The sequence below is a fragment of the Streptomyces sp. NPDC047043 genome (genome assembly GCF_040644055.1).
Taxonomy (GTDB): Bacteria; Actinomycetota; Actinomycetes; order Streptomycetales; family Streptomycetaceae; genus Streptomyces.
Map to the genome: position 1 here is coordinate 109,247 of NZ_JBEYVO010000026.1, position 19,227 is coordinate 128,473.

Sequence of the window (19,227 nt, forward strand, 5' to 3'; positions counted from 1 at the left end):
GCGGGGCTCCTGTGACGCCGGCGCGCGAGCTGAGCCGGCCGGGGGTCCGGGGGTTGTCCCCCGGGCGTGACGCAGCCCGCTGGGCGCGGGCGGCGGGGCTCCTGTGACGCCGGCGCGCGAGCTGAGCCGGCCGGGGGTCCGGGGGTTGTCCCCCGGGCGTGACGCAGCCCGCTGGGCGCGGGCGGCGGGACTGTTGGGGGGCGGTTCATGACGTGAGTGGACGCGGGGTCGGCCGACAGTGCGGTCGGCCGGCCCCGGGACCCGTGCGCACACGAAAGGCATTGGACAGGGGGCGCTGGCCAGAACTTTCGACGCAAGGGGCACTGAACGATGACAACCACCGACTATTCGGCGTCCGTCCCCTACAGGGAGGTGACGGACCGCAACGGCCGCGTGTACCGGATCGGCGAGTCAGACGTCGACATCATGGGCCGCACACGCAAGTGGATGGTCATCCTGCCCTGGGTGGGCATGATGGGCATCAGCTCCGCCGAGTACGCGTTCACGTCGGCGGAGGACACGCTCCACGAGGCGCATCTGTGGAGCAGCGGACACATCTTCTGGCTGATGGGCGTCTGGATCTTCTTCCAGGCGGCCGTGGCCTTCCCCGCCGGACAGCTGCGGGAGAGCGGCAAACTGCCCGCCCGTACGGCGATGATGATCGGCGCCGTCGGCACGATGCTCGGCTATCTGTCGCTGGCGTACGCGCCGCACGTGACCGTCGCCTACATCGGCTTCGGCATGTTCAGCGGCATCGGCGCCGGTCTCGTCTACGCGACCTGCGTGAACATGGTCGGCAAGTGGTATCCGGAGCGCAAGGGCGGCAAGACGGGCTTCGTCAACGGCGGCTTCGCCTACGGGTCCGTGCCCTTCGTCTTCCTGTTCACCTCGTACATGGACCTGAGCAACTACCGGACCGTACTCGCCTGCGTGGGCATCGGGCTGTGCCTGGTGGTGGCCACGGCGGGCTGGTTCTTCAAGGACCCGCCGAAGAACTGGTGGCCCACGCACGTCGATCCGCTGAAGCTCACCGACGACCCGAAGATCCGCCGGGCGCTGGAGAAGAACCCGCCGGCGGTCAAGCAGTACACCCCGAAGGAGGCCGCCCGTACGCCCGTCCTGTGGATGATGTGGTTCTGTCTGCTGTGCACGGCCGGCATCAACATCTTCGGCATCGCCTTCCAGGTGCCGTTCGGCAAGGACATGGGGTTCGCGGGCGGGATCGTGGCCACCGCGATGTCCCTGAAGGCCATCGTCAACGGCACCGGGCGCGGTGTCATCGGCTGGATCTCCGACCGCTCCGGGCGCCGTAACACCCTGATCATCGTCTGCATCGTGCTCGGTACGGCACAGTTCGGCGTGCTGATCTCCGGCCAGATGGGCAGCATGCCGTTCTTCCTGTTCTGCTCCATGGTCTCCGGGTTCGGCGGCGGGGCGATCTTCCCGCTGTTCGCAGCCATGACGGCGGACTACTTCGGCGAGAACAACAACGCCACCAACTACGGCATGGTCTACAGCTCGAAGCTGATCTCCGGGCTCGTCGGCTCCGGCCTGGGCGCGGTCGTCGTCGGCGCCTGGGACTACCACGGCGCGTTCGTGCTGGCGGGCTCCATCGGCCTGGCCTCCGCGGTGCTGGCGCTCTTCCTGAAGTCCCCGGGCAGGCCGAAGGCCCGGCGCATCGTCCCCAACCCGCAACCGCTCGGCGAGGAGATGGCATAAGCATGACAGCAGATCCGCTCTCGGCCGATCCGGCAGCCGCACGCCGTCCCTACCGCGAAGTGACCGACTCCCGGGGCCGCGTCTACCGCATCGGCGAGACCGACCACGACATCCTCGGCCACTCCCGCAAGCTCATGGTGTACCTCCCGTGGATCGCCATGATGGCCATCAGCGTCTTCGAGTACGCGTACGGCTCCGCGGAGGACACCCTGTCCCACGCGCACGGCTGGACGCAGTCCAACACCTTCTGGATCCTCAGCATCTGGGTCTTCTTCCAGGCAGGCATCGCCTTCCCGGCGGGCTGGATGCGCGAGAAGGGCATCCTGACGGCCCGCAAGGCCATGTACGTCGGCTCGTTCATGTGCCTGGTCGGGTTCTTCGCCCTCTCGCACCTGAGCAACGTCCTGCTGGCGATCCTGGGCTTCGGCGTCATCGGCGGCATCGGCGCCGGCCTGGTCTACGCGACCTGCATCAACATGGTCGGCAAGTGGTTCCCCGAGCGCCGCGGCGCCCGTACCGGCTTTGTCAACGGCGGCTTCGCGTACGGGTCGCTGCCGTTCATCTTCATCTTCAACTACGCCTTCGACACCGGGAACTACCACCGCGTACTGGACCTGATCGGCTGTTACATCATGATCGTGGTCTTCGGGTGCGCGTTCTTCTTCAAGGACCCGCCGAAGAACTGGTGGCCCGCGGACATCGACCCGCTGACGTTCTCCGGCAACCAGAAGAACGCGCAGAGCCTCGCCAAGAACCCTCCGGCGGTGAAGCAGTACACGCCCAAGGAGGCCATCAGGACCGGCATGCTGCCTCTGATGTGGATCTCCATCGTGATGACCGCCGGTGTGTCGATCTTCGGGATCTCCTTCCAGGTCGACTACGCCAAGGACGTCGGATTCGGTCCCCTGGTGGCGGCTTCCTCGATGGGCGTCATGGCGGTCATCAACGGCATCGGGCGCGGTGTCGTGGGCTGGCTGTCCGACAAGTGGGGCCGCAAGTCGACCCTGGTGTTCGTCATCGTCGTGCTGGGGCTCGCGCAGTTCGGGGTGATCCTGGCGGGCGAGATGAAGAGTGAGTGGCTGTTCCTGTTCTTCGCCTTCCTCTCCGGCTTCGGCGGCGGCGCCTTCTACCCGATGTTCGCGGCGCTGACCCCGGACTACTTCGGGGAGAACTACAACGCCACCAACTACGGCCTGGTCTACAGCGGCAAGCTGGTCAGCGGTCTGTTCGGCGGCGGCCTCGGCTCCATGGTGGTCGCGGCTTGGGGCTACAACGGGGCGTACGCCCTGGCCGGCGGCGTCTCCATGGTCGCGGCGGCGATCGCCCTGTTGCTGCGGCAGCCGGGGCGGAGCGGTACGACCGCGTTGACGCCGGAGCCTCAGCCCGCGGGGTGACGGCAGGCGCGCGTGAGGAGGGCCTTCCCGGGTGCGGGGAGGCCCTCCTCACGTGCGGGGCCCTTATGGGGTCGTCAGCACTTCTCGCGCAGTGAGTGCAGGTACTCGCTGGAGCGGCGGGCGAACGTGAACGACTCGGTCGGCTGGTCGTGTTCGGCCTGCCAGTGGTGGGCGAGGCGCTCCCCGCGCAGCCGGGTCACGGCGGAGATGAAGCGCTGGTAGTCGATGTCGCCGTCACCGACGTCGACCATGCGGTAGCCGAACTGGTTGGAGGGGTCGCTCACGCCGTCCTTGACGTGGAAGAGCGGGTAGCGGTGGGGCTGCTTGAGGACGTAGTCGAGGGGTTCGAAGGGGGCGGCGCTGCCGTCGGGCCGCTTCGAGAAGCGGAACTGGCCGGCGTAGGCCCAGAAGATGTCCATCTCCAGGAACACCAGGTCGGGGTCGGTCTCGGCGAGCAGCACGTCGTAGAGGCGGACCTTGGGATTGTCGGTGGCGAAGGAGAACTCGTCGGAGTGGTTGTGCTGGTAGAACTTCATGCCGCGCGCCTTCGCCGCCGCGCCGTAGGTGTTGAACTCCTCGGCGGCGCGCTTCCAGGCGTCGACCGTGTTTCCGTAGCGGTTCGGCCCGGAGGCGGTGCCGATGTGCTTGAGGCCGAGGGCCTGGGCCTCGTCGAGGACCTTGGTGAGGTTCTGGGCGAAGGTGTACGCGTTCGGGTCGCTGGAGTAGTAGCCCACGTGGCTGCCGATCGGGGTCAGGCCGTGGTTCCTCGCCAGCCGCTTCAGCTGGGCGAGGGTGATGGGGCCCGCGGAGCCCTGGGTGTAGCCGGCGAACTCGACCTCGTCGTAGCCGTAGTTCTCCAACTCGGCGAAGACGGGAGCGAAGCCGAGCGTGGAGACCTTGTCGCGGAGGCTGTAGAGCTGGATGCCGAGGCGGCCGGGGGGCAGGACGGGTCGGCCGCGGCCCGCGGCTCCGGACGCGGTGTCCGTGGCGGCGGTGGCGGGGGTGGCCGCGGCGCCGAGCAGTGCGGCGGCGGTGGCGCCCGCGGCCACGCCGAGCATGCCTCGTCTGGTGAGGCGGTGGGTGAGTTCGGGGTCGGTCTGGGAGATGCGGCTCATGCCTGGAACTCCTCGGGTTCGGAGGGCGTTGTCAGTGGTGAGTGCTTCACTTGGGACCAGTCGGATCACTGGGACCGGACGGGCCGCTGAGGGCCGGTCCGTCAGGCGAGACCGGCGAGTTGGAGCAGCAGTGACTTCACATCGGTGGCCGCGAGGCGGTCGCCGACAGCGCGGGGGGTGGAGCAGATGAGGAGCGGACCGTCGTCGTCGCTCGCAGGGAGGCGGCCGTGGCTGCCTCGAATAGGTGACGGGTCGAGGGGCACGACCGCCATCCGGTAGCGCATGCCCAGCTTCTTGCGGGCAAGCGCCGTTGCCGCCTTGACCTTGACGTACGGGTCGAGCGGATCCATGAACAACTCGACCGGGTCGTAGCCGGGTTTGCGGTGGATCTCGACGAGCTGCGCGAAGTCGGGCGCGCGGGCGTCGTCGAGCCAGTAGTAGTACGTGAACCAGGCATCCGGCTCCGCGACGGCGACCAGCTCGCCGGAGCGCGGGTGGTCGAGGTGGTGGGTCTTCTTGCCCTCGTCGTCGAGGAGTTGGTCGATGCCGGGCAGGTCGGCCAGGGCTGCCCGGGTGGCGTCGAGGTCCTCGGGGCGGCGCACGTAGACATGCGCGATCTGGTGGTCGGCGACCGCGAACGCACGTGACGCCATCGGGTCGAGGTACTCCATGCCGTCCTGCGTGTGCACTTCGAGCAGGCCGGCGCGGCGCAGCGCCCGGTTGATGTCGACGGGCCGGTCGGCTCGGGTGATGCCGTACTCGGACAGCGCGACGACGGTACGGCCCTCGGCGCGGGCGTCGTCCAGGAGCGGGGCCATGGCGGCGTCCAGGTCGGCGGCCGCCTTCAGGGAGCGCGGGTCGTCGGGGCCGAAGCGCTGCAGGTCGTAGTCGAGGTGAGGGAGGTAGCAGAGCGTCAGGTCGGGGTGCCGGGTGCGCAGGATGTGGCGGGTGGCGTCGATGATCCACTGGCTGGAGACCAGGTCCGCGCCGGGACCCCAGAAGTGGAACAGCGGGAAGGTGCCGAGTTCTTCGGTGAGTTCGTCGTGCAGGGCCGGGGGCCGGGTGTAGCAGTCGGGTTCCTTGCGGCCGTCGGCGTAGTAGACCGGACGGGGGGTGACGGTGATGTCGGTGTCGGCGCCCATGGCGTACCACCAGCAGATATTGGCGACCGTGTAGCCGGGGTGGGCGCGGCGGGCGGCGTCCCAGAGTTTGTCTCCGGCGACCAGACCGTTGTGCTGTCGCCACAGGAGTACGTCGCCGAGCTCCCGGAAGTACCAGCCGTTGCCGACGATGCCGTGCTCGGACGGGTGGGTGCCGGTGAGGAAGGTGGACTGGGCGGCGCAGGTGACGGCGGGCAGGACGGTGCCGAGCGCGGCGCGGGAGCCGGACTGGGCGAGCGACTTGAGGTGGGGCATGTGGTCGAGGAGGCGGGGGGTGAGGCCGACGACGTCGAGGACGAGGAGCGGGGTGGGGTGGCCTGGATCGGCCCGGTGGGCGCTCATGGGAGTTCCTTCAGGCCGAGGTCGGTCAACAGGTCGCGGGCCAGGGTGAGTTCGGCGGCGATGCCGTCGGCGAGCTGGGCGCGGCCTCGGGGGCGCAGGTCGGGCGGGAGGGCCTGCCAGGTGTAGGTCTCCACCTCGAGGTGGCGGGTGAGGGGGTGCGGGCCGCCGACGAGCCGGGTCAGGGCGGTCTGCAGGACGGAGAGAGTGGAGGTGAGGGGCGCGGCGGGCGCCGCGTGCAGCGGGACGTGGAAGTGGGCGCGCCAGGGGGCCGCGTCGGGCAGGGCATCGACCGCGAGGGCTTCGCCGAGGTCGTCGGTGCCGCGCAGGCCGGCGGCGCTGGCTGTGCGGGTCTGGTGCAGGAAGCGGGGTTCGTCGAAGGCGGCGAGGGCTTCGCGGACCTCGGGGAGATGGGGGTGTTCGGCGTGCAGGGCGGCTGAGAGCTGTGACTTGACGACGGGGACGCGGGCTTCGGTGAGCGCGTCCAGGGCGGTGTGCGGGTCTTCGAAGGAGGTGGCGAGGTGGCAGGTGTCGACGCAGATGCCGATGCGGTGGTGGGCGATCGCGGTGAGCGGGGCGATCGCGTCGCCGGTGGTCTCGACGACACAGCCGGGTTCGGGTTCCAGGCCGATGCGGATGGAGCGGCCGGTCAACTCGTCGAGGGCGTCCAGGCGTTCGGCGAGAGTGAGCAGGGCGGTGCGGGCCTTCTCGGCGCGGTCTTCGTCATGGGCGGTGCGCCAGGCGAGCGGCAGGGTCGAGATGGTGCCGTCGGTGACGTCGTCGGGAAGGAGTCCGGCGAGGACCCGGGCCAGGGCAGTGGTGTGGTCGAGGCGTTCGGGGTCGGCCCAGTCCGGCTTGTAGACGCGGTACTTGACCTCCTCGGCGCCGAAGCCTTCGTACGGGAAGCCGTTGAGGGTGACGACCTCGAGGCCGCGCCGGTCGAGTTCGGTGCGCAGGCCGCGCAGGGCGGACGGGTCGGTGACGAGGGCGTGCGCGGCGTCCTTGGCCAGCCACAGTCCGATGCCGAGTCGGTCGCGGCCGAGGCGGCGGCGGACGGGTTCGCAGTGGTCGCGGAGCTGGGCGAGGACGCCGTCGAGGGTTTCGGCGGGGTGGACGTTGGTGCAGTAGGCGAGGTGGACGGTGGAGCCGTCGGGGTGGCGGAAGCGCATGGCTCACGCCCCGCCGCGGAGGATCGAGTTGCCCTCGTGGGTGGCGTCAGTGGCCGCGATGTCGAGGTCGAGCCGGCCGCTGAGTCCGTAGAAGGCGACGGGATTGCGCCACAGCACCCGGTCGACTTCGTCCTCCGAGAAGCCCTCGGCCAACATCAGGTCGCCGACCCTGCGGGTCTTGAGGGGATCGCTCTTCCCCCAGTCGGCGGCGGAGTTGACGAGCACCTGCTCGGGCCCGTACGTGCGCAGGATCGCGACCATCCGCTCCTCGTCCATCTTGGTGTCGGGATAGACGGAGAAACCGAGCCAACTGCCGCTGTCCTTGGCCTCCTTGACGGTGGTCTCGTTGAGGTGGTCGACCAGGACGCGGTCCGGGGCGAGGGCGGACTCGCGTACGACGTCGAGGGTGCGGCGCAGGCCGGCGAGCTTGTCGCGGTGCGGGGTGTGGACGAGCGCGGGCAGGCTGTGGTCGGCGGCGAGTTGGAGCTGGGCGGCGAGGGCGGTGTCCTCGGCGCGGGTCATCGAGTCGTAGCCGATCTCGCCGACGGCGACGACCTGGTCCTTGACGAGATACCGGGGCAGTTCGTCGAGGACGGGCGTGCAGCGTGGGTCGTTCGCCTCCTTGGGGTTGAGGGCGAGCGTGCAGTGGTGGGCGATGCCGTACTGGGCGGCGCGGAAGGGTTCCCAGCCCAGGAGGGAGTCGAAGTAGTCGAAGAAGGAGGCGGGAGAGGTGCGGGGCTGGCCGAGCCAGAAGGAGGGTTCGACGACGGCGCGGACGCCCGCGGCGTACATGGCGGAGTAGTCGTCGGTGGTGCGGGAGGTCATGTGGATGTGGGGGTCGAAGATGCGCATCAGGACTCCTTGCCGTCGGTGCCGCGCGGGCCGTGTGCGGCGGCCGGCGCGGGTGGGGTGGCCGTGGGGTCGGTCAGGGTCAGGACGCGGTGCAGGTCTTCGGGCACGGGACGGCCCGCGGCGGTGCGTTCGGCGGCGTAGTCGCCGAGCATGCGGGCGAGTTCCGCGTCGGCGCGGGCGCGGCGGCCCAGGTCGGCGACCTCGTCGACGGGCACACCGGTGAACAGGCACTTCAGGACGGCGTGGCGCCAGGGATGGGCAGGGAGGTGCCGGGCGGCGTAGGGGCCGACTGCGGCGGCGAGGAGCCGGGTGTCGTTGGTGCGCAGGGCGTCCTCGACGAGCGGGAGGGCGTCGGGCCCCTCGACGAGGTGCGGCAGGGCGTGCAGCACGGCGCGGCGTTCGGCGGCGGTGCCCTGGGAGTAGACGCGGGTGAGGGCGTCCGGTCCCGCATGGGCGGCGTGCAGGATCAGCACACGCGCGGTGTCGGCGTGCTCGGGGCCGCACCGACGCCCGGCCTCGGCGAGCCGCAACTCCCACACGGAGATGGGTCCGTGGATGCCGGGCTGGGCGGCCGCCTCGTCGAGGGCCTGATCGAACCACGCGCGGGCGGCTCCGCCGAGGCGGGCGGAGAGTTGGCGGTACAGGTCGGCGGGTGGGGTGAGGGCGGGGCCGGTGTCTCGGGTGCCCGCCGCGGAGGTGGGGGCGGGGTCGGGGGTGCCAGCCGCGCGGGCGGGGTCGGAGCCGGGGTCCCGGGTGGCAGCCGCGCGGGCGGGGGCCGAGCCGGGGTCCCGGGTGCCAGCCGCGCGGGCGGGCTCGGAGCCGGGGTCCCGGGTGCCAGCCGCGCGGGCGGGCTCGGAGCCGGGGTCCCGAGTGCCAGCCACGGGGGCGGGGACCGAGCCTGCGTCTCCCATGCCTGCCGCAGGGGTAGAGGCGGGACCGGCGTGTCCGGTGCCTGACGCAGGGACGGGAGCGGTGTCGGTGTCCCCGATGCCTGGCGCAGGGACGGGAGCGGTGCCGGTGTCCCCGATGCCTGGCGCAGGGACGGGAGCGGTGCCGGTGTCCCCGATGCCTGGCGCAGGGACAGGAGCGGTGCCGGTGTCCCCGATGCCTGGCACAGGGACAGGAGCGGTGCCGGTGTCCCCGATGCCTGCCGTGGGGGTGTCCCAGGCGGTGTGGCGCTGTGTCATGAGGTGGTGCTCCCTTCGGGGGTGGCGGAGGGATCGCCGTGAGGTTGGGCTGGTTGGGGCGTTGGGGCGGTCGTCGTGGCCGCGCGGTGGAGGAACGGGAGGGAGAGTTCGGCGAAGTGGGGGCCCGCGTGGGAGTGGCGGGGAAGTTCGACGACGGTCAGGCCCTGGTAGCCGGATGCGGCCAGGGCGGAGAGGACGGGCGGGAAGTCGATCTCGCCGTCTCCGAGAGGGAGGTGTTCATGGATGCCGCGGCGCATGTCCTCGATCTGGACGTGACGCAGCCAGGGGGCGGCGGCGCGTACGCAGTCGGCGGGAGAGAGGGGTTCGAGGCACTGGCAGTGGCCGATGTCGAGGGTCAGGCCGAGGTGTTCCGGGTCGTCGAGGGCGCGGCGGAGCCGGTGGAAGTCGGCGAGGGTGGCGAGGAGATGGCCCGGTTCGGGCTCGACGGCGAGGGGGACGCCGGCGATCGCGGAGGCGTCCAGGACGGGGACGAGTGCCTCGGCCAGGCGCTTCCACGCCGTGTCCGTGTCCGTTCCTGCCGGGGTGATCCCGCTGAAGCAGTGCACGGCGTGGGCGCCCAGGTCCGCGGCGACCTGGACCGCGCGGATCAGCAGGCCGACGCGGCGGGCGCGGTCGTCCGGGTCGGGGTCCAGCAGAGAGGGGCCGTGCTTGCGGCGCGGGTCGAGCACATAGCGGGCGCCGGTCTCGACGGTGACGTCCAGGCCGAGCGCGTCCAGTCGCCGGGCGAGGCGGTGGGTGCGGGCGGAGAGGTCCGGCGCCAGAGGGTCGAGGTGCATGTGGTCGAGGGTCAGTCCGACGCCGTCGTAGCCGAGGTCGGCGAGGAGGGCGAGGGCGTCGTCGAGACGGAGGTCGGCGAGGCCGTTGGTGCCGTAACCGAAGCGGAGGGGGGTGTGGGTGGCCGGAGCTCGGGTGGGGCTGATGTCGGGGCGGGGGCGACCGTTCTCCGCGGGTCCCCCCAGGTCGGGTGCCCCCAGGCGAGGGGAAGGCAGCAGAGGGTTCTGCGAAGGGAGCCCCTGACGGCGGTCGCTGGCCTTGGCCTCCTCCCCGGCCTCGGCGTCCCCTTGGAGGGCAGAGGACACCCCTCCGCTCCACCACGGCGGCACCGGACGACGACGGAGCGCCGCGGCTGCCAACTGCCCGGCGGACGACGCCGGTTCGCTCTGCGAAGGAGGTGCTGGGCGCTGGTCGTCCGGTCCCGGGCGCTCGTGGCGGTCGCCGCGGACGGTGGCCATCGCATTGGCCGGCAGTGGGGTATGGCGGCTCATGTGACGCTCACCTTCCTCGCGAATCTCCTGCCGAGTGGGGCGAGAGCCGCGATCAGCAGGGCGGTGACGTCGGCACCGGAGCGGGCGGTGAGCGCGGCCTGGAGGGGGATCGTGGCGCGGATGCCGCCGGTGACGGCGCGTTGGGTGAGTGGGGGTGAGGGGTTGAGGGTGGCGTGCAGGTACGGGCGGGCGGCGGTGGCTGTGTAGGCGGCGCCGAGGGCCAGGCGCAGGGCGACGGCGGCCTTCTCCGTCGAGGCGCGCGCCCGCCGTCGGTCGGGGGCCGTGCCGGAGGTCGTGAGGGCTGCCCGAGTGCCCGGCAGGCCTCGGGCGGCTGCTTCCCGTCGGCCTGCCCGGGACTGGGTTCGGGGTGACCCGCCGGTGACCAGCCGGGTCAGCAGAGCAGTGGTGGCCAGCGCCGCCAGGGGAGGCACGGGTGAACCGCCTGTTGTCTCCCGGCGGGACACCGTGGTCACGGCGAGTGTGTGCGTGCCGAGCAGTGCTGCGGAAGAGAGCGCTTCGCGGGGGCGGCCCGTCGTGGCCGCCGCGCCGAGGAGGAGGTCCAGGCCGCGGGCCGCGGCCATGGCCACCGGTCCGGCGGGGGTGTGCTTCAGGGCGAGGTCGTATGCCCAGACGGTGGTTGCGAGGGGGACGGCGATCGCGAGGGCGGGGCGGCCGGCGCGTGCCGCGAGGGCGAGTCCGGCGCCGGTGAGGGCGCAGGCCGTCGACAGGGCGGCGGCCGGATGGATACGGCCGGAGGGGAGGGGGCGGTGGGGGCGTTCGGCGGCGTCCTCCGCGCGGTCCGCCCAGTCGTTGAGGGCCATGCCGGCCTCGTAGAGGCAGAGGGAGGAGCCGATCGCGAGCAGAGTGCGGTGGTTCGGGGCGGCGGCGGTCGCTGCGGCGCCGGCGAGGGCGTCACCGGGGACGGTGAACAGGGCCGGGAGGCGCAGCAGTTCGGCCCAGGCGAGCCCGTGGTTCGGGCGGACTGCGCGGCTGCGCTCCGGGCCCGGAGCCCGGTTCGCCACGGTTGCGCCACGCACCCCACCGAGGCGCGCCGTCACGCCGCCCCGGCTCACCACAACTCCCCCAGCCGACCGGAACGCCCCGCACGGCCGGAACCGTCACCCCGATCCGGCCGCTCCGGACGGCCGGCACCACCGGAACCCTCGCCCCGCTCACGCCGACCGGAACCACCCGGACGGCCAGAATCCCCATCCCACCCAGGCCGACCGCGACCGCCCGGACCGCCAGAACCCCCATCCCACCCCAGCCGACCGGAACCACTCACCCCACCCGAACCATCACCGCAACCCAGCCCACCGGAACCACCCGCACCGCCAGAACCCTCACTCCGCCCCGGCCGACCGGAACCACCCGGACCGCCAGAGTCCCTGTCCCACGCCTGCCGACCGGAGCCGCTCACCCCACCGGAACCGTCACCCCGCCCCGCCCCCTCCGAACGACTCGCACCGCCGGCTCCCGCACCCCACCCGAGCCGCTCCCCCGCAGGCCCGCCGCCCCGCCCTCCCCCCAACCGCTCCGCGAACCCGATCAACGCCGCGTACTGCTCCGCCAAGGCAGCAGGTCCCTCGCCCATCGGATCCTTGAAGTAGAAGCCGAGTTCGCCCAGTGGGCCGGACAGGCCCGCCTCGTGGGATCGGGTCGCCAAGCGGGCCAGGTCCAGGACGAGGGGGGCCGCCAAGGCCGAGTCGCAGCCCTGCCACGTGGTCTGGAGGACCATGCGGGTGCCGAGGAACCCGTCGAAGGCGATGTGGTCCCAGGCGGTCTTCCAGTCGCCGAGGGCGGGAACGTCGTCGATGCGGACCTCGCCCTCGGGGGTGGTGGCAAGGGTGTCCGCCAGGACCCGTTCCTTGCCGGCGTTCTTCGCGGCCGCGGCGGCCGGGTCGGCCAAGGCTGCACCGTCGCCTCCGCCGAGAAGGTTGGTGCCCGACCAGGCGCGGACCGCCAGCGCGCGCTGTGTGAACATCGGGCCCAGGACTGAGCGCAGCAGCGTCTGGCCCGTCTTGCCGTCGCGGCCCGCGTACGGCAGGCCGCTCGACCGGGCGACGTCCTCCAGCGCCGGGTGGTGCAGACCCGTGGACGGGGTGAAGTTGACGTAGGGGCAGCCCGCGCGCAAAGCCGCCGCCGCGTACAGGGAGCTGGGCGGGAGGGCCCGGCCGGTCGCCGGGGGCTCGGTGGAGGCCACGTTCACCACCACGGCCCGGGTCAGGCCGCACCGCCGTATGAAGTCGGTGATGTCCGTGGCGAAGGTGGTGATCAGTTCTTCCTCGGTCCGGGTGTCTCCCGGTACCGGGCCGCCCGGTCTGATCTCCCCGTCGGCGGCGGTCAGTTCGGCCGAGACCGCCGTGGGGAGGCCGGGTGGCAGGACGCCGCCTGCTGCCAGGGCCTCGGCGCGCTTGGGCAGGGGGCAGTCCAGCGTGTCGTGGCCGCCGAAGACGAGGGAGGTCAGGGGTGGCAGTCCGGCGTCCGCGAACGCGGCGGTCTCGGTGACCAGGCCGGTCGGTGGGTGCAGGCCGGCGGTCATGGCGGCGCAGCCCGCGACGACGGTCGTCGCGACGGAGCCGCGGGCCCCGATCAGCCATACGCCGATGCGCTGTTGGGAGACGGGGGTGGGAGCGGAGTCGGACGCGGACATGGGCAGCCTCCTTGTCGAGCGCGTCGCGGATGAGCCATGAGCCCCTGGCCGAGAGGGGGGAGACGGCGGGCGGAGGTCCGGCGTCCTCCGCCCGCCGCCGCTCAATTGCCCTTGCCGGGCAGTTCCTTGATCCGGATGTCGCGGAAGGACACCTGGTCGTCGGCTCCGTGGTTCTGGATGCCGATGTGTCCGTCGACGAGGCTCCGGGCCGGATCGGTGTTGGTGAAATCGTTGATCTTCACGCCGTTGAGCCAGACGCGGAGGCGTTCGCCCTCCACGCGGATCTCGTACGTGTTCCACTCCCCCGGCGGGTTCAGCGCACGGTCGCGCTTCTTCAGGTCGGCGGACCGGAAGCCGTAGACGGACCCTGTCGTCTTCTCGGGTACGTCCGTGGCGTCGATCTGGATCTCGTAGCCGTTGTTCACGGCCGACCAGGCGTCGTCCGAGGGCGGGAAGCCCACGAACACGCCGGAGTTGTCGTCCCCGTCGGCGCCGGCCATCTTCCAGTCCAGCTTGAGCGAGTACGAGGCGAAGTCCGACGCCTCGTACCACAGCAGTCCCATGCCGCCCGACGACGTCAGTGTGCCGTCGTCGTCAAGGGTGAAGGAGCCCGGACCTGCCTGCTTCCAGCCGTCCAGGGAGCCGCCGCCGAACAGGGCGCGGTAGCCGTTCTCCGGTCGGCAGTCGGCCTGTGCGTCGCCGATCGCCCACCGGATGCCACCCAACAGGTGCTGCCGGTAGGCGGGTTCGGCATACGACTCCTTGGTGTGGCCGAGGCCGGTGTAGAAGGCGCGGCCGCCCTGGTAGTTCTGGCACCAGGCGATGGGGTGATCGCCGTTCATGGTGCCGCCGGTGTACGACGACTCGTCCAGCGAGGCGAGGACGTGGACCCGGTCCCGCGGGTTCGAGCGGTAGTTGTACCACTCGTCGGTTCGGGACCAGGTCCGCTCCAGGCCCGACGTCGCCGGGTGGGCGCGGTCCTCGACGTCCACCGTCGCCGGCTGGATCGCCGGGTGCGACTGGAAGTAGGCGCCGGCGAGGCCGCCGTAGAACGCCCAGTCGTACTCGGTGTCGGCGGCGGCGTGGATGCCGACGTAGCCGCCGCCGTGCCGGATATAGCCCTCGAACGCGGTCTGTTGGGCCTCGTCGAGGACGTCACCCGTCGTCGACAGGAACACGACCGCGTCGTAGCGCCGCAGGTTCTGCGCGGTGAACGCGCCCGCGTCCTCGGTCGCGTCGACCGTGAAGCCGCCGCCGGAGCCGAGCTGCTTCACCGCCTCCACGCCCGCCGGGATGGAGTCGTGCCGGAAGCCGGCCGTCTTGGAGAAGACCAGCACCCGTTTGCCTTCGTCGGGTTGCGAGGCAGCCGGTCCGGAGACACACCCCAGGAGCAGGGCGGCGCCCGCAACACCCGTCATGATGCGACCAGTTGAGCGCATGGCACCCCCTCTCAACCTGTTGTGAAGATGAAGTCGTCCACGTCGAACAGCGCGCCCGGGCCGCCCTTGAAGACCAGATAGAGCGTGGTCGTGCCCCTCGGCGCGCGGGACAGGTCGGCGCTGACTTCCTGGAAGGTCTCCCAGCCGCCGGTCACCGGGACGGTGGCCTTGCCGAGCAGCGTGCCGGTGGACGAGCCCGCGCGGACCTCGAGCGTGCCGCCCGCGCCGCCGGAGGAGACGCGTGCCGTGATCTTCTTGGCGTTGCTCAACACGTACGGCGTGAACGAGATCCAGTCGCCGTTGTCGATGTCGCCGACCGTCCTGCCGCCGTGCGCCGCGTCCTTGGTGATGACCGAGACGCCCGAGGCGTTGCCGAAGTGCTCGGCCTGGCGGTGCCGCGGCTGCAGGACGTTCTGGTCGTGCGAGGTGAGCGGGGCCTGGCCGCCGCCGCCGTTGTCGGTGTACTCGGCGTTGAGCACCCCGAAGATGTTGGCGTCCTCGTCGTGGCCGCCGTCGGCGGAGGTCTGTAGGGTGCCGCTGCAGCCCTGGGCCGAGGTGATCGGGTGGCCGTGGGTGTCATGGCCGAGGACGAAGGTGACCTTGACCTTCGAGCAGTCGATCGCCGTGCCGTCCTCCGGGTCGGTGACCTTCACCTTGAACGGGATCGCGTCGCCGAAGCTGAACAGCTGCCCGTCGCGCGGGAGTTCGACCGTCACCGTGGGCGCCGTGTTGCCGACGACGATCTGCACGCTCGCGCTGCCGGTGCGGCCGGTCGAGTCCTTGGCGGTCAGGGTCGCGGTGTAGGTGCCGTTCTTCTTGTACTTGTACGTCGGGTTGGGCGCCGTCGACTTGCCGCCGTCGCCGAAGTCCCAGCTGTACGTGACCGCGTCGCCGTCCTGGTCGGACGTGCCCTCGGAGGAGAACTGCACCCTAAGCGGCGCCTGACCCGACGTCCTGCTCGCAGTCGCCTGCGCCACCGGTGAGTGGCCGTCGGTCGCGTTCTCGATGCGGTACAGGCCGGAGTTGTCGTCGCCGCCGAACCACGCGGTGCCGTAGTCGAGGACGTACAGCGCCCCGTCGGGGCCGAACGCCATGTCCATCACCTGGGTGCCGGTCCACGGGAAGGCGTTGATCGACTGCACGGTTCCGCTGCCGTCGCTCACGATCCGCTTGATCCAGCGGCGGCCGAACTCACCGGCGAAGAAGTTCCCGTCGTACGCCTCGGGGAACTTCACGGGCGAGTCGAGCGAGGCGTCGTAGTGGTAGACCGGGCCGCCCATCGGGGACTCGGAGCCGTCGCCGAACTCCGGTATGGACGGGCCGTTGTACGGGATCCAGGCGGGCTGGGCCGGGGGCAGGTCCGTGAGTCCGGTGTTGTGCGGGGAGTTGTTCTTCGGGGCGTTGCAGTCGAAGGACGCGCCGGACGCCTGGGTCGCGAAGTCGTAGTCCACGTAGGCGTCGTTGGCGCCGGTGCAGTACGGCCAGCCGAAGTTGCCGGGGCCGGTCACCCGGGCGAACTCGACCTGGCCCGCCGGACCGCGCGCCGGGTCGGCTGCGCCCGCGTCGGGGCCGTAGTCACCGACGTACAGAATCCCCGTTTTCTTGTCGACGCTGAAGCGGAACGGGTTGCGGAAGCCCATGGCGTAGATCTCGGGGCGCGTCTTGTCCGTGCCGGGTGCGAAGAGGTTGCCGTCGGGGACCGTGTACGAGCCGTCGGCGTTCACCCTGATGCGCAGGATCTTGCCGCGCAGGTCGTTGGTGTTGCCGGCCGAACGCTGGGCGTCGAAGGCGGGGTTGCGGTCGGCGCGCTCGTCGATGGGCGTGAAGCCGTCGGACTGGAAGGGGTTGGTGTCGTCGCCCGTCGACAGATACAGGTTGCCGGCCGCGTCGAAGTCGATGTCGCCGCCGACGTGGCAGCACAGGCCGCGGGAGGCCGGGATGTCGATGACCTTCTTCTCGCTCGCGGTGTCGAGGGTGCCGTCCGCGTTCAGGACGAAGCGGGAGAGGCGGTTGACGCCGTCGAAGGGTGCGAAGTCGGCCGCGGTGCCGGTCTCGGGGGCGTCGCCGGCCGGGGTGTTCAACGGGGGTGCGTAGTAGAGGTAGATGGCGCGGTTGGTCGCGAAGTCCGGGTCCACGCCCACGCCTTGGAGGCCTTCCTCGTCGTGGGAGTAGACGTCGAGTTTGCCGATCAGCCGCGTGTTGCCGGCGGCGTCCGTGAGGCGGAGTTCGCCGTCGCGCGAGGTGTGCAGGACCGAGCGGTCCGGGAGGACGGCGAGCGACATGGGTTCGCCGACCTCCGCCTCGCCCTTGGCGAGGGTGACCTGCTGGAAGTCCTCCGCAGCGGCTGCCGCGGGCGCGGCTCCCGGGTCGGCGACGGCTGCGCCGGCCTGGGGAGTGGTGAGGGTGAGCGATGCGCCTGCGAGGAGCGCGGCGCCGAGCACGGCGACGGCTCTGCGGAAGCGTCGTCTGTGGGTCTCGATTCTGTCGGTGCTGGTGGTGCGGTCGTTCCCGTGCACGAATGCCTCCAGTAAGGGGCCGGTTGTACGGGCGGGTGCGGTGCGCCGGGATGCGCCGTCATCCCGGAGAGCGGTGATGAGGTCAATCGCCTTGCAGCAAGGCCCAGTTGCCTCCTGCGAAGGCTCAGTTGCCGAACGCCGCGTCGAAGGAGGCCGACGGCGGCTCGAAGTCGTACGCCTTCAGGTGGGTGAGGGCCTCGGGTGCGCCCTGGAGCCGGTCCATGCCGGCGTCCTCCCACTCGACCGAGATCGGGCCCCGGTAGTCGATGGAGCGCAGCATCCGGAAGACGTCCTCCCAGGGGACGTCTCCGTGGCCGGCGGACACGAAGTCCCAGCCGCGGCGCGGGTCGCCCCAGGGCAGGTGGGAGCCGAGGCGGCCGTTGCGGCCGTCGAGGCGCTTGCGGGCCTCCTTGCAGTCGACGTGGTAGATCCGGTCGCGGAAGTCCCACAGGAAGCCGACCGGGTCGAGGTCCTGCCACACGAAGTGCGAGGGGTCGAAGTTCAGGCCGAAGGCCGGGCGTCCGCCAACGGCCTCCAGGGCGCGTTGAGTTGTCCAGTAGTCGTACGCGATCTCGCTCGGGTGGACTTCGTGCGCGAACCGCACGCCTTCCTCGTCGAAGACGTCCAGGATCGGGTTCCAGCGCTCGGCGAAGTCCTCGTAGCCGCGCTCGATCATCGACTCCGGCGCGGGCGGGAACATCGCGACCAGGTGCCAGATGGCGGACCCGGTGAACCCGATGACGGTGTCGACGCCGAAGGCGGCCGCGGCTCGCGCGGTGTCCTTGATGCGGTCCGCCGCCCGCCGCCGTACCCCTTCCGGGTCGCCGTCGCCCCACACCTCGCCCGGCAGGATGGCCTGGTGGCGTTCGTCGATGATGGCGTCGCAGACGGCCTGGCCGACCAGGTGGTTGGAGATGGCCCAGCACTTCAGGCCGTACTTCTCCAGCAGCTGGTGCCGGGACTTGAGGTAGCCGGGGTCCGCCAGCGCCTTGTCGACCTCGAAGTGGTCACCCCAGCAGGCGAGTTCCAGGCCGTCGTAGCCGAAGTCGCGGGCGAGGCGGCAGACTTCTTCGAGCGGTAGGTCGGCCCACTGGCCGGTGAACAGCGTGAACTGGCGCGGCATTTCTCCGAACCCTCCTCGGACGGCGATTCAGACGGCTATGGGTGTGTAGACGGAGTTCTTCTCGGCGCTCTCCTCCACCGCCGCCAGCACGCGCTGCACCTGCAGCCCGTCGGCGAAGGAGGGTTCGGGTTGCCGGCCCTCGGCGATCGCGTGGACGAGGTCGCGGGCCTGGTGGACGAAGGTGTGCTCGTAGCCGAGGCCGTGGCCCGGCGGCCACCAGGCGTCCAGGTAGGGGTGGTCGGGTTCGGTGACGAGGATGCGGCGGAAGCCGGCCTGCGCCGCGGGCTCCGTACCGTCGTGGTACGACAGCTCGTTGAGGCGCTCCAGGTCGAAGGCCAACGACCCGTTCTCGCCGTTGAGTTCGATGCGCAGGGCGTTCTTGCGGCCGGTGGCGTAGCGGGTGGCCTCGAAGGAGGCGAGGGCGCCGGAGGTGAAGCGGCCGGTGAACAGGGCGGCGTCGTCGACGGTGACCTGTCCCGTCCCGGCGGAGGCGACCGAGGACAGTCCGCTGCTGGCTCCGACCGGCAACGGCCGTTCGCGTACGAAGGTTTCCGTCAGCGCGGAGACGCCCGCCAGCTGCTCCCCCGCCAGGTACTGCGCGAGGTCGACGATATGGGCGCCCAGGTCGCCGAGCGCGCCCGAGCCGGCCAGTTCCTTGCGCAGCCGCCAGGTGAGCGGGAACTCCGGGTCCACGAGCCAGTCCTGAAGGTACGTCACCCTCACGTGCCGCAGCCTTCCGAGCCTGCCCTCGGCGACCATGCTCCGGGCGAACGCGGTGGCGGGGACCCGGCGGTAGTTGAAGCCGACCATCGCCAACTGGCCGCGCCCGTAGGCCTCTTCGGCCGCAGCGACCATCGCGGAGGCCTCCTCCACCGTGTTGGCGAGGGGCTTCTCGCACAGTACGTGCTTGCCGGCGGCGAGGGCGGCGAGGGCGATCTCGGCATGGCTGTCGCCGGGGGTGCAGATGTCGACGAGGTCGATGTCGTCGCGTTCGATCAGGGCCCGCCAGTCGGTCTCGGCCGATGCCCAGCCGTGCCGGTCCGCGGCCGCTCGCACGGCGGTCGCGTCGCGTCCGCAGATCGCGGCCAGGACCGGGCGGCGGGGCAGGTCGAAGGCGCGGCCCACGGTGCGCCAGCCCTGGGAGTGGGCGGCGCCCATGAAGGCGTAGCCGACCATGCCGACGCGCAGGGGCGGCTTCGCGGCCTCCGATCCGTCCGACTGCTGGGGCTGTCCCATACGGATGTCCTCCTCGTCCTCGTCGTGATTGCGCCGTGG

General features: G+C 71.3%; 13 protein-coding genes and 1 pseudogene. 2 read left to right on the forward strand and 12 right to left on the reverse strand.

Features of this window, described 5'->3' with window-relative positions; genetic code table 11:
• The first annotated feature begins 330 nt into the window (after positions 1-330).
• Together ABZ880_RS35390 and ABZ880_RS35395 are read left to right on the forward strand one after the other, a co-directional pair.
• On the forward strand, positions 331-1,719 hold the full coding sequence (locus tag ABZ880_RS35390; RefSeq protein ID WP_361271571.1) for an OFA family MFS transporter: 1,389 nt from the start codon (positions 331-333) through the stop codon (positions 1,717-1,719).
• A gap of 2 nt (positions 1,720-1,721) precedes the next feature.
• A complete protein-coding gene (locus ABZ880_RS35395; protein WP_361271574.1) occupies positions 1,722-3,113 on the forward strand; it encodes an OFA family MFS transporter in 1,392 nt (463 codons plus the stop codon).
• Positions 3,114-3,187: 74 nt separating this feature from the next.
• Here the strand turns inward: ABZ880_RS35395 and ABZ880_RS35400 are convergent, their stop codons facing one another.
• From ABZ880_RS35400 to ABZ880_RS35455, 12 genes and pseudogenes are all read right to left on the reverse strand, one after another.
• The gene (locus ABZ880_RS35400; RefSeq protein WP_361271576.1) at positions 3,188-4,228 is read right to left on the reverse strand and encodes a sugar phosphate isomerase/epimerase; all 1,041 of its coding nucleotides are present in this window, start codon (positions 4,226-4,228) and stop codon (positions 3,188-3,190) included.
• A gap of 101 nt (positions 4,229-4,329) precedes the next feature.
• Complete coding sequence (locus ABZ880_RS35405; protein ID WP_361271579.1) at positions 4,330-5,730, reverse strand: nucleotide pyrophosphatase/phosphodiesterase family protein; 1,401 nt, start codon at positions 5,728-5,730, stop codon at positions 4,330-4,332.
• The gene (gene eboE / locus ABZ880_RS35410) at positions 5,727-6,896 is read right to left on the reverse strand and encodes a metabolite traffic protein EboE (RefSeq protein ID WP_361271582.1); all 1,170 of its coding nucleotides are present in this window, start codon (positions 6,894-6,896) and stop codon (positions 5,727-5,729) included. The genes ABZ880_RS35405 and eboE overlap by 4 nt, the downstream gene beginning before the upstream one ends.
• 3 nt (positions 6,897-6,899) lie before the next feature.
• Complete coding sequence (locus ABZ880_RS35415; RefSeq protein ID WP_361271585.1) at positions 6,900-7,748, reverse strand: TatD family hydrolase; 849 nt, start codon at positions 7,746-7,748, stop codon at positions 6,900-6,902.
• Positions 7,748-8,629: an EboA domain-containing protein gene (locus ABZ880_RS35420; RefSeq protein WP_361271588.1), complete on the reverse strand. Its 882-nt coding sequence runs from the start codon at positions 8,627-8,629 to the stop codon at positions 7,748-7,750. Before ABZ880_RS35420 ends, ABZ880_RS35415 begins: the two co-directional genes overlap by 1 nt.
• 302 nt (positions 8,630-8,931) lie before the next feature.
• Positions 8,932-9,876, reverse strand: coding sequence for a sugar phosphate isomerase/epimerase family protein (locus ABZ880_RS35425; protein WP_361271740.1), 945 nt, complete (start codon positions 9,874-9,876; stop codon positions 8,932-8,934).
• Positions 9,877-10,217: 341 nt separating this feature from the next.
• Entirely contained in the window at positions 10,218-11,243 is a 1,026-nt protein-coding gene (locus tag ABZ880_RS35430) for an SCO3242 family prenyltransferase (RefSeq protein ID WP_361271591.1), read from the reverse strand.
• A gap of 506 nt (positions 11,244-11,749) precedes the next feature.
• A pseudogene (locus tag ABZ880_RS35435) lies at positions 11,750-12,874 on the reverse strand (inositol-3-phosphate synthase); the annotation flags it as partial.
• Positions 12,875-12,975: 101 nt separating this feature from the next.
• Complete coding sequence (locus ABZ880_RS35440) at positions 12,976-14,313, reverse strand: ThuA domain-containing protein (RefSeq protein WP_361271593.1); 1,338 nt, start codon at positions 14,311-14,313, stop codon at positions 12,976-12,978.
• 11 nt (positions 14,314-14,324) lie between these two features.
• Positions 14,325-16,829: a PQQ-dependent sugar dehydrogenase gene (locus ABZ880_RS35445; RefSeq protein ID WP_361271595.1), complete on the reverse strand. Its 2,505-nt coding sequence runs from the start codon at positions 16,827-16,829 to the stop codon at positions 14,325-14,327.
• Positions 16,830-16,953: 124 nt separating this feature from the next.
• Positions 16,954-17,952, reverse strand: a complete 999-nt coding sequence (locus ABZ880_RS35450) for a sugar phosphate isomerase/epimerase family protein (protein ID WP_361271598.1) — start codon at positions 17,950-17,952, stop codon at positions 16,954-16,956.
• A gap of 27 nt (positions 17,953-17,979) precedes the next feature.
• The gene (locus tag ABZ880_RS35455; protein WP_361271601.1) at positions 17,980-19,188 is read right to left on the reverse strand and encodes a Gfo/Idh/MocA family oxidoreductase; all 1,209 of its coding nucleotides are present in this window, start codon (positions 19,186-19,188) and stop codon (positions 17,980-17,982) included.
• Positions 19,189-19,227: the final 39 nt, after the last annotated feature.

Coding starts and splice junctions, on each gene's coding strand:
- ABZ880_RS35390 (WP_361271571.1), top strand. CDS start 331: ATGACAACCACCGACTATTCGGCGTCCGTCCCCTACAGGGAGGTGACG.
- ABZ880_RS35395 (WP_361271574.1), top strand. CDS start 1,722: ATGACAGCAGATCCGCTCTCGGCCGATCCGGCAGCCGCACGCCGTCCC.
- ABZ880_RS35400 (WP_361271576.1), bottom strand. CDS start 4,228: ATGAGCCGCATCTCCCAGACCGACCCCGAACTCACCCACCGCCTCACC.
- ABZ880_RS35405 (WP_361271579.1), bottom strand. CDS start 5,730: ATGAGCGCCCACCGGGCCGATCCAGGCCACCCCACCCCGCTCCTCGTC.
- eboE (WP_361271582.1), bottom strand. CDS start 6,896: ATGCGCTTCCGCCACCCCGACGGCTCCACCGTCCACCTCGCCTACTGC.
- ABZ880_RS35415 (WP_361271585.1), bottom strand. CDS start 7,748: ATGCGCATCTTCGACCCCCACATCCACATGACCTCCCGCACCACCGAC.
- ABZ880_RS35440 (WP_361271593.1), bottom strand. CDS start 14,313: ATGCGCTCAACTGGTCGCATCATGACGGGTGTTGCGGGCGCCGCCCTG.
- ABZ880_RS35450 (WP_361271598.1), bottom strand. CDS start 17,952: ATGCCGCGCCAGTTCACGCTGTTCACCGGCCAGTGGGCCGACCTACCG.
- ABZ880_RS35455 (WP_361271601.1), bottom strand. CDS start 19,188: ATGGGACAGCCCCAGCAGTCGGACGGATCGGAGGCCGCGAAGCCGCCC.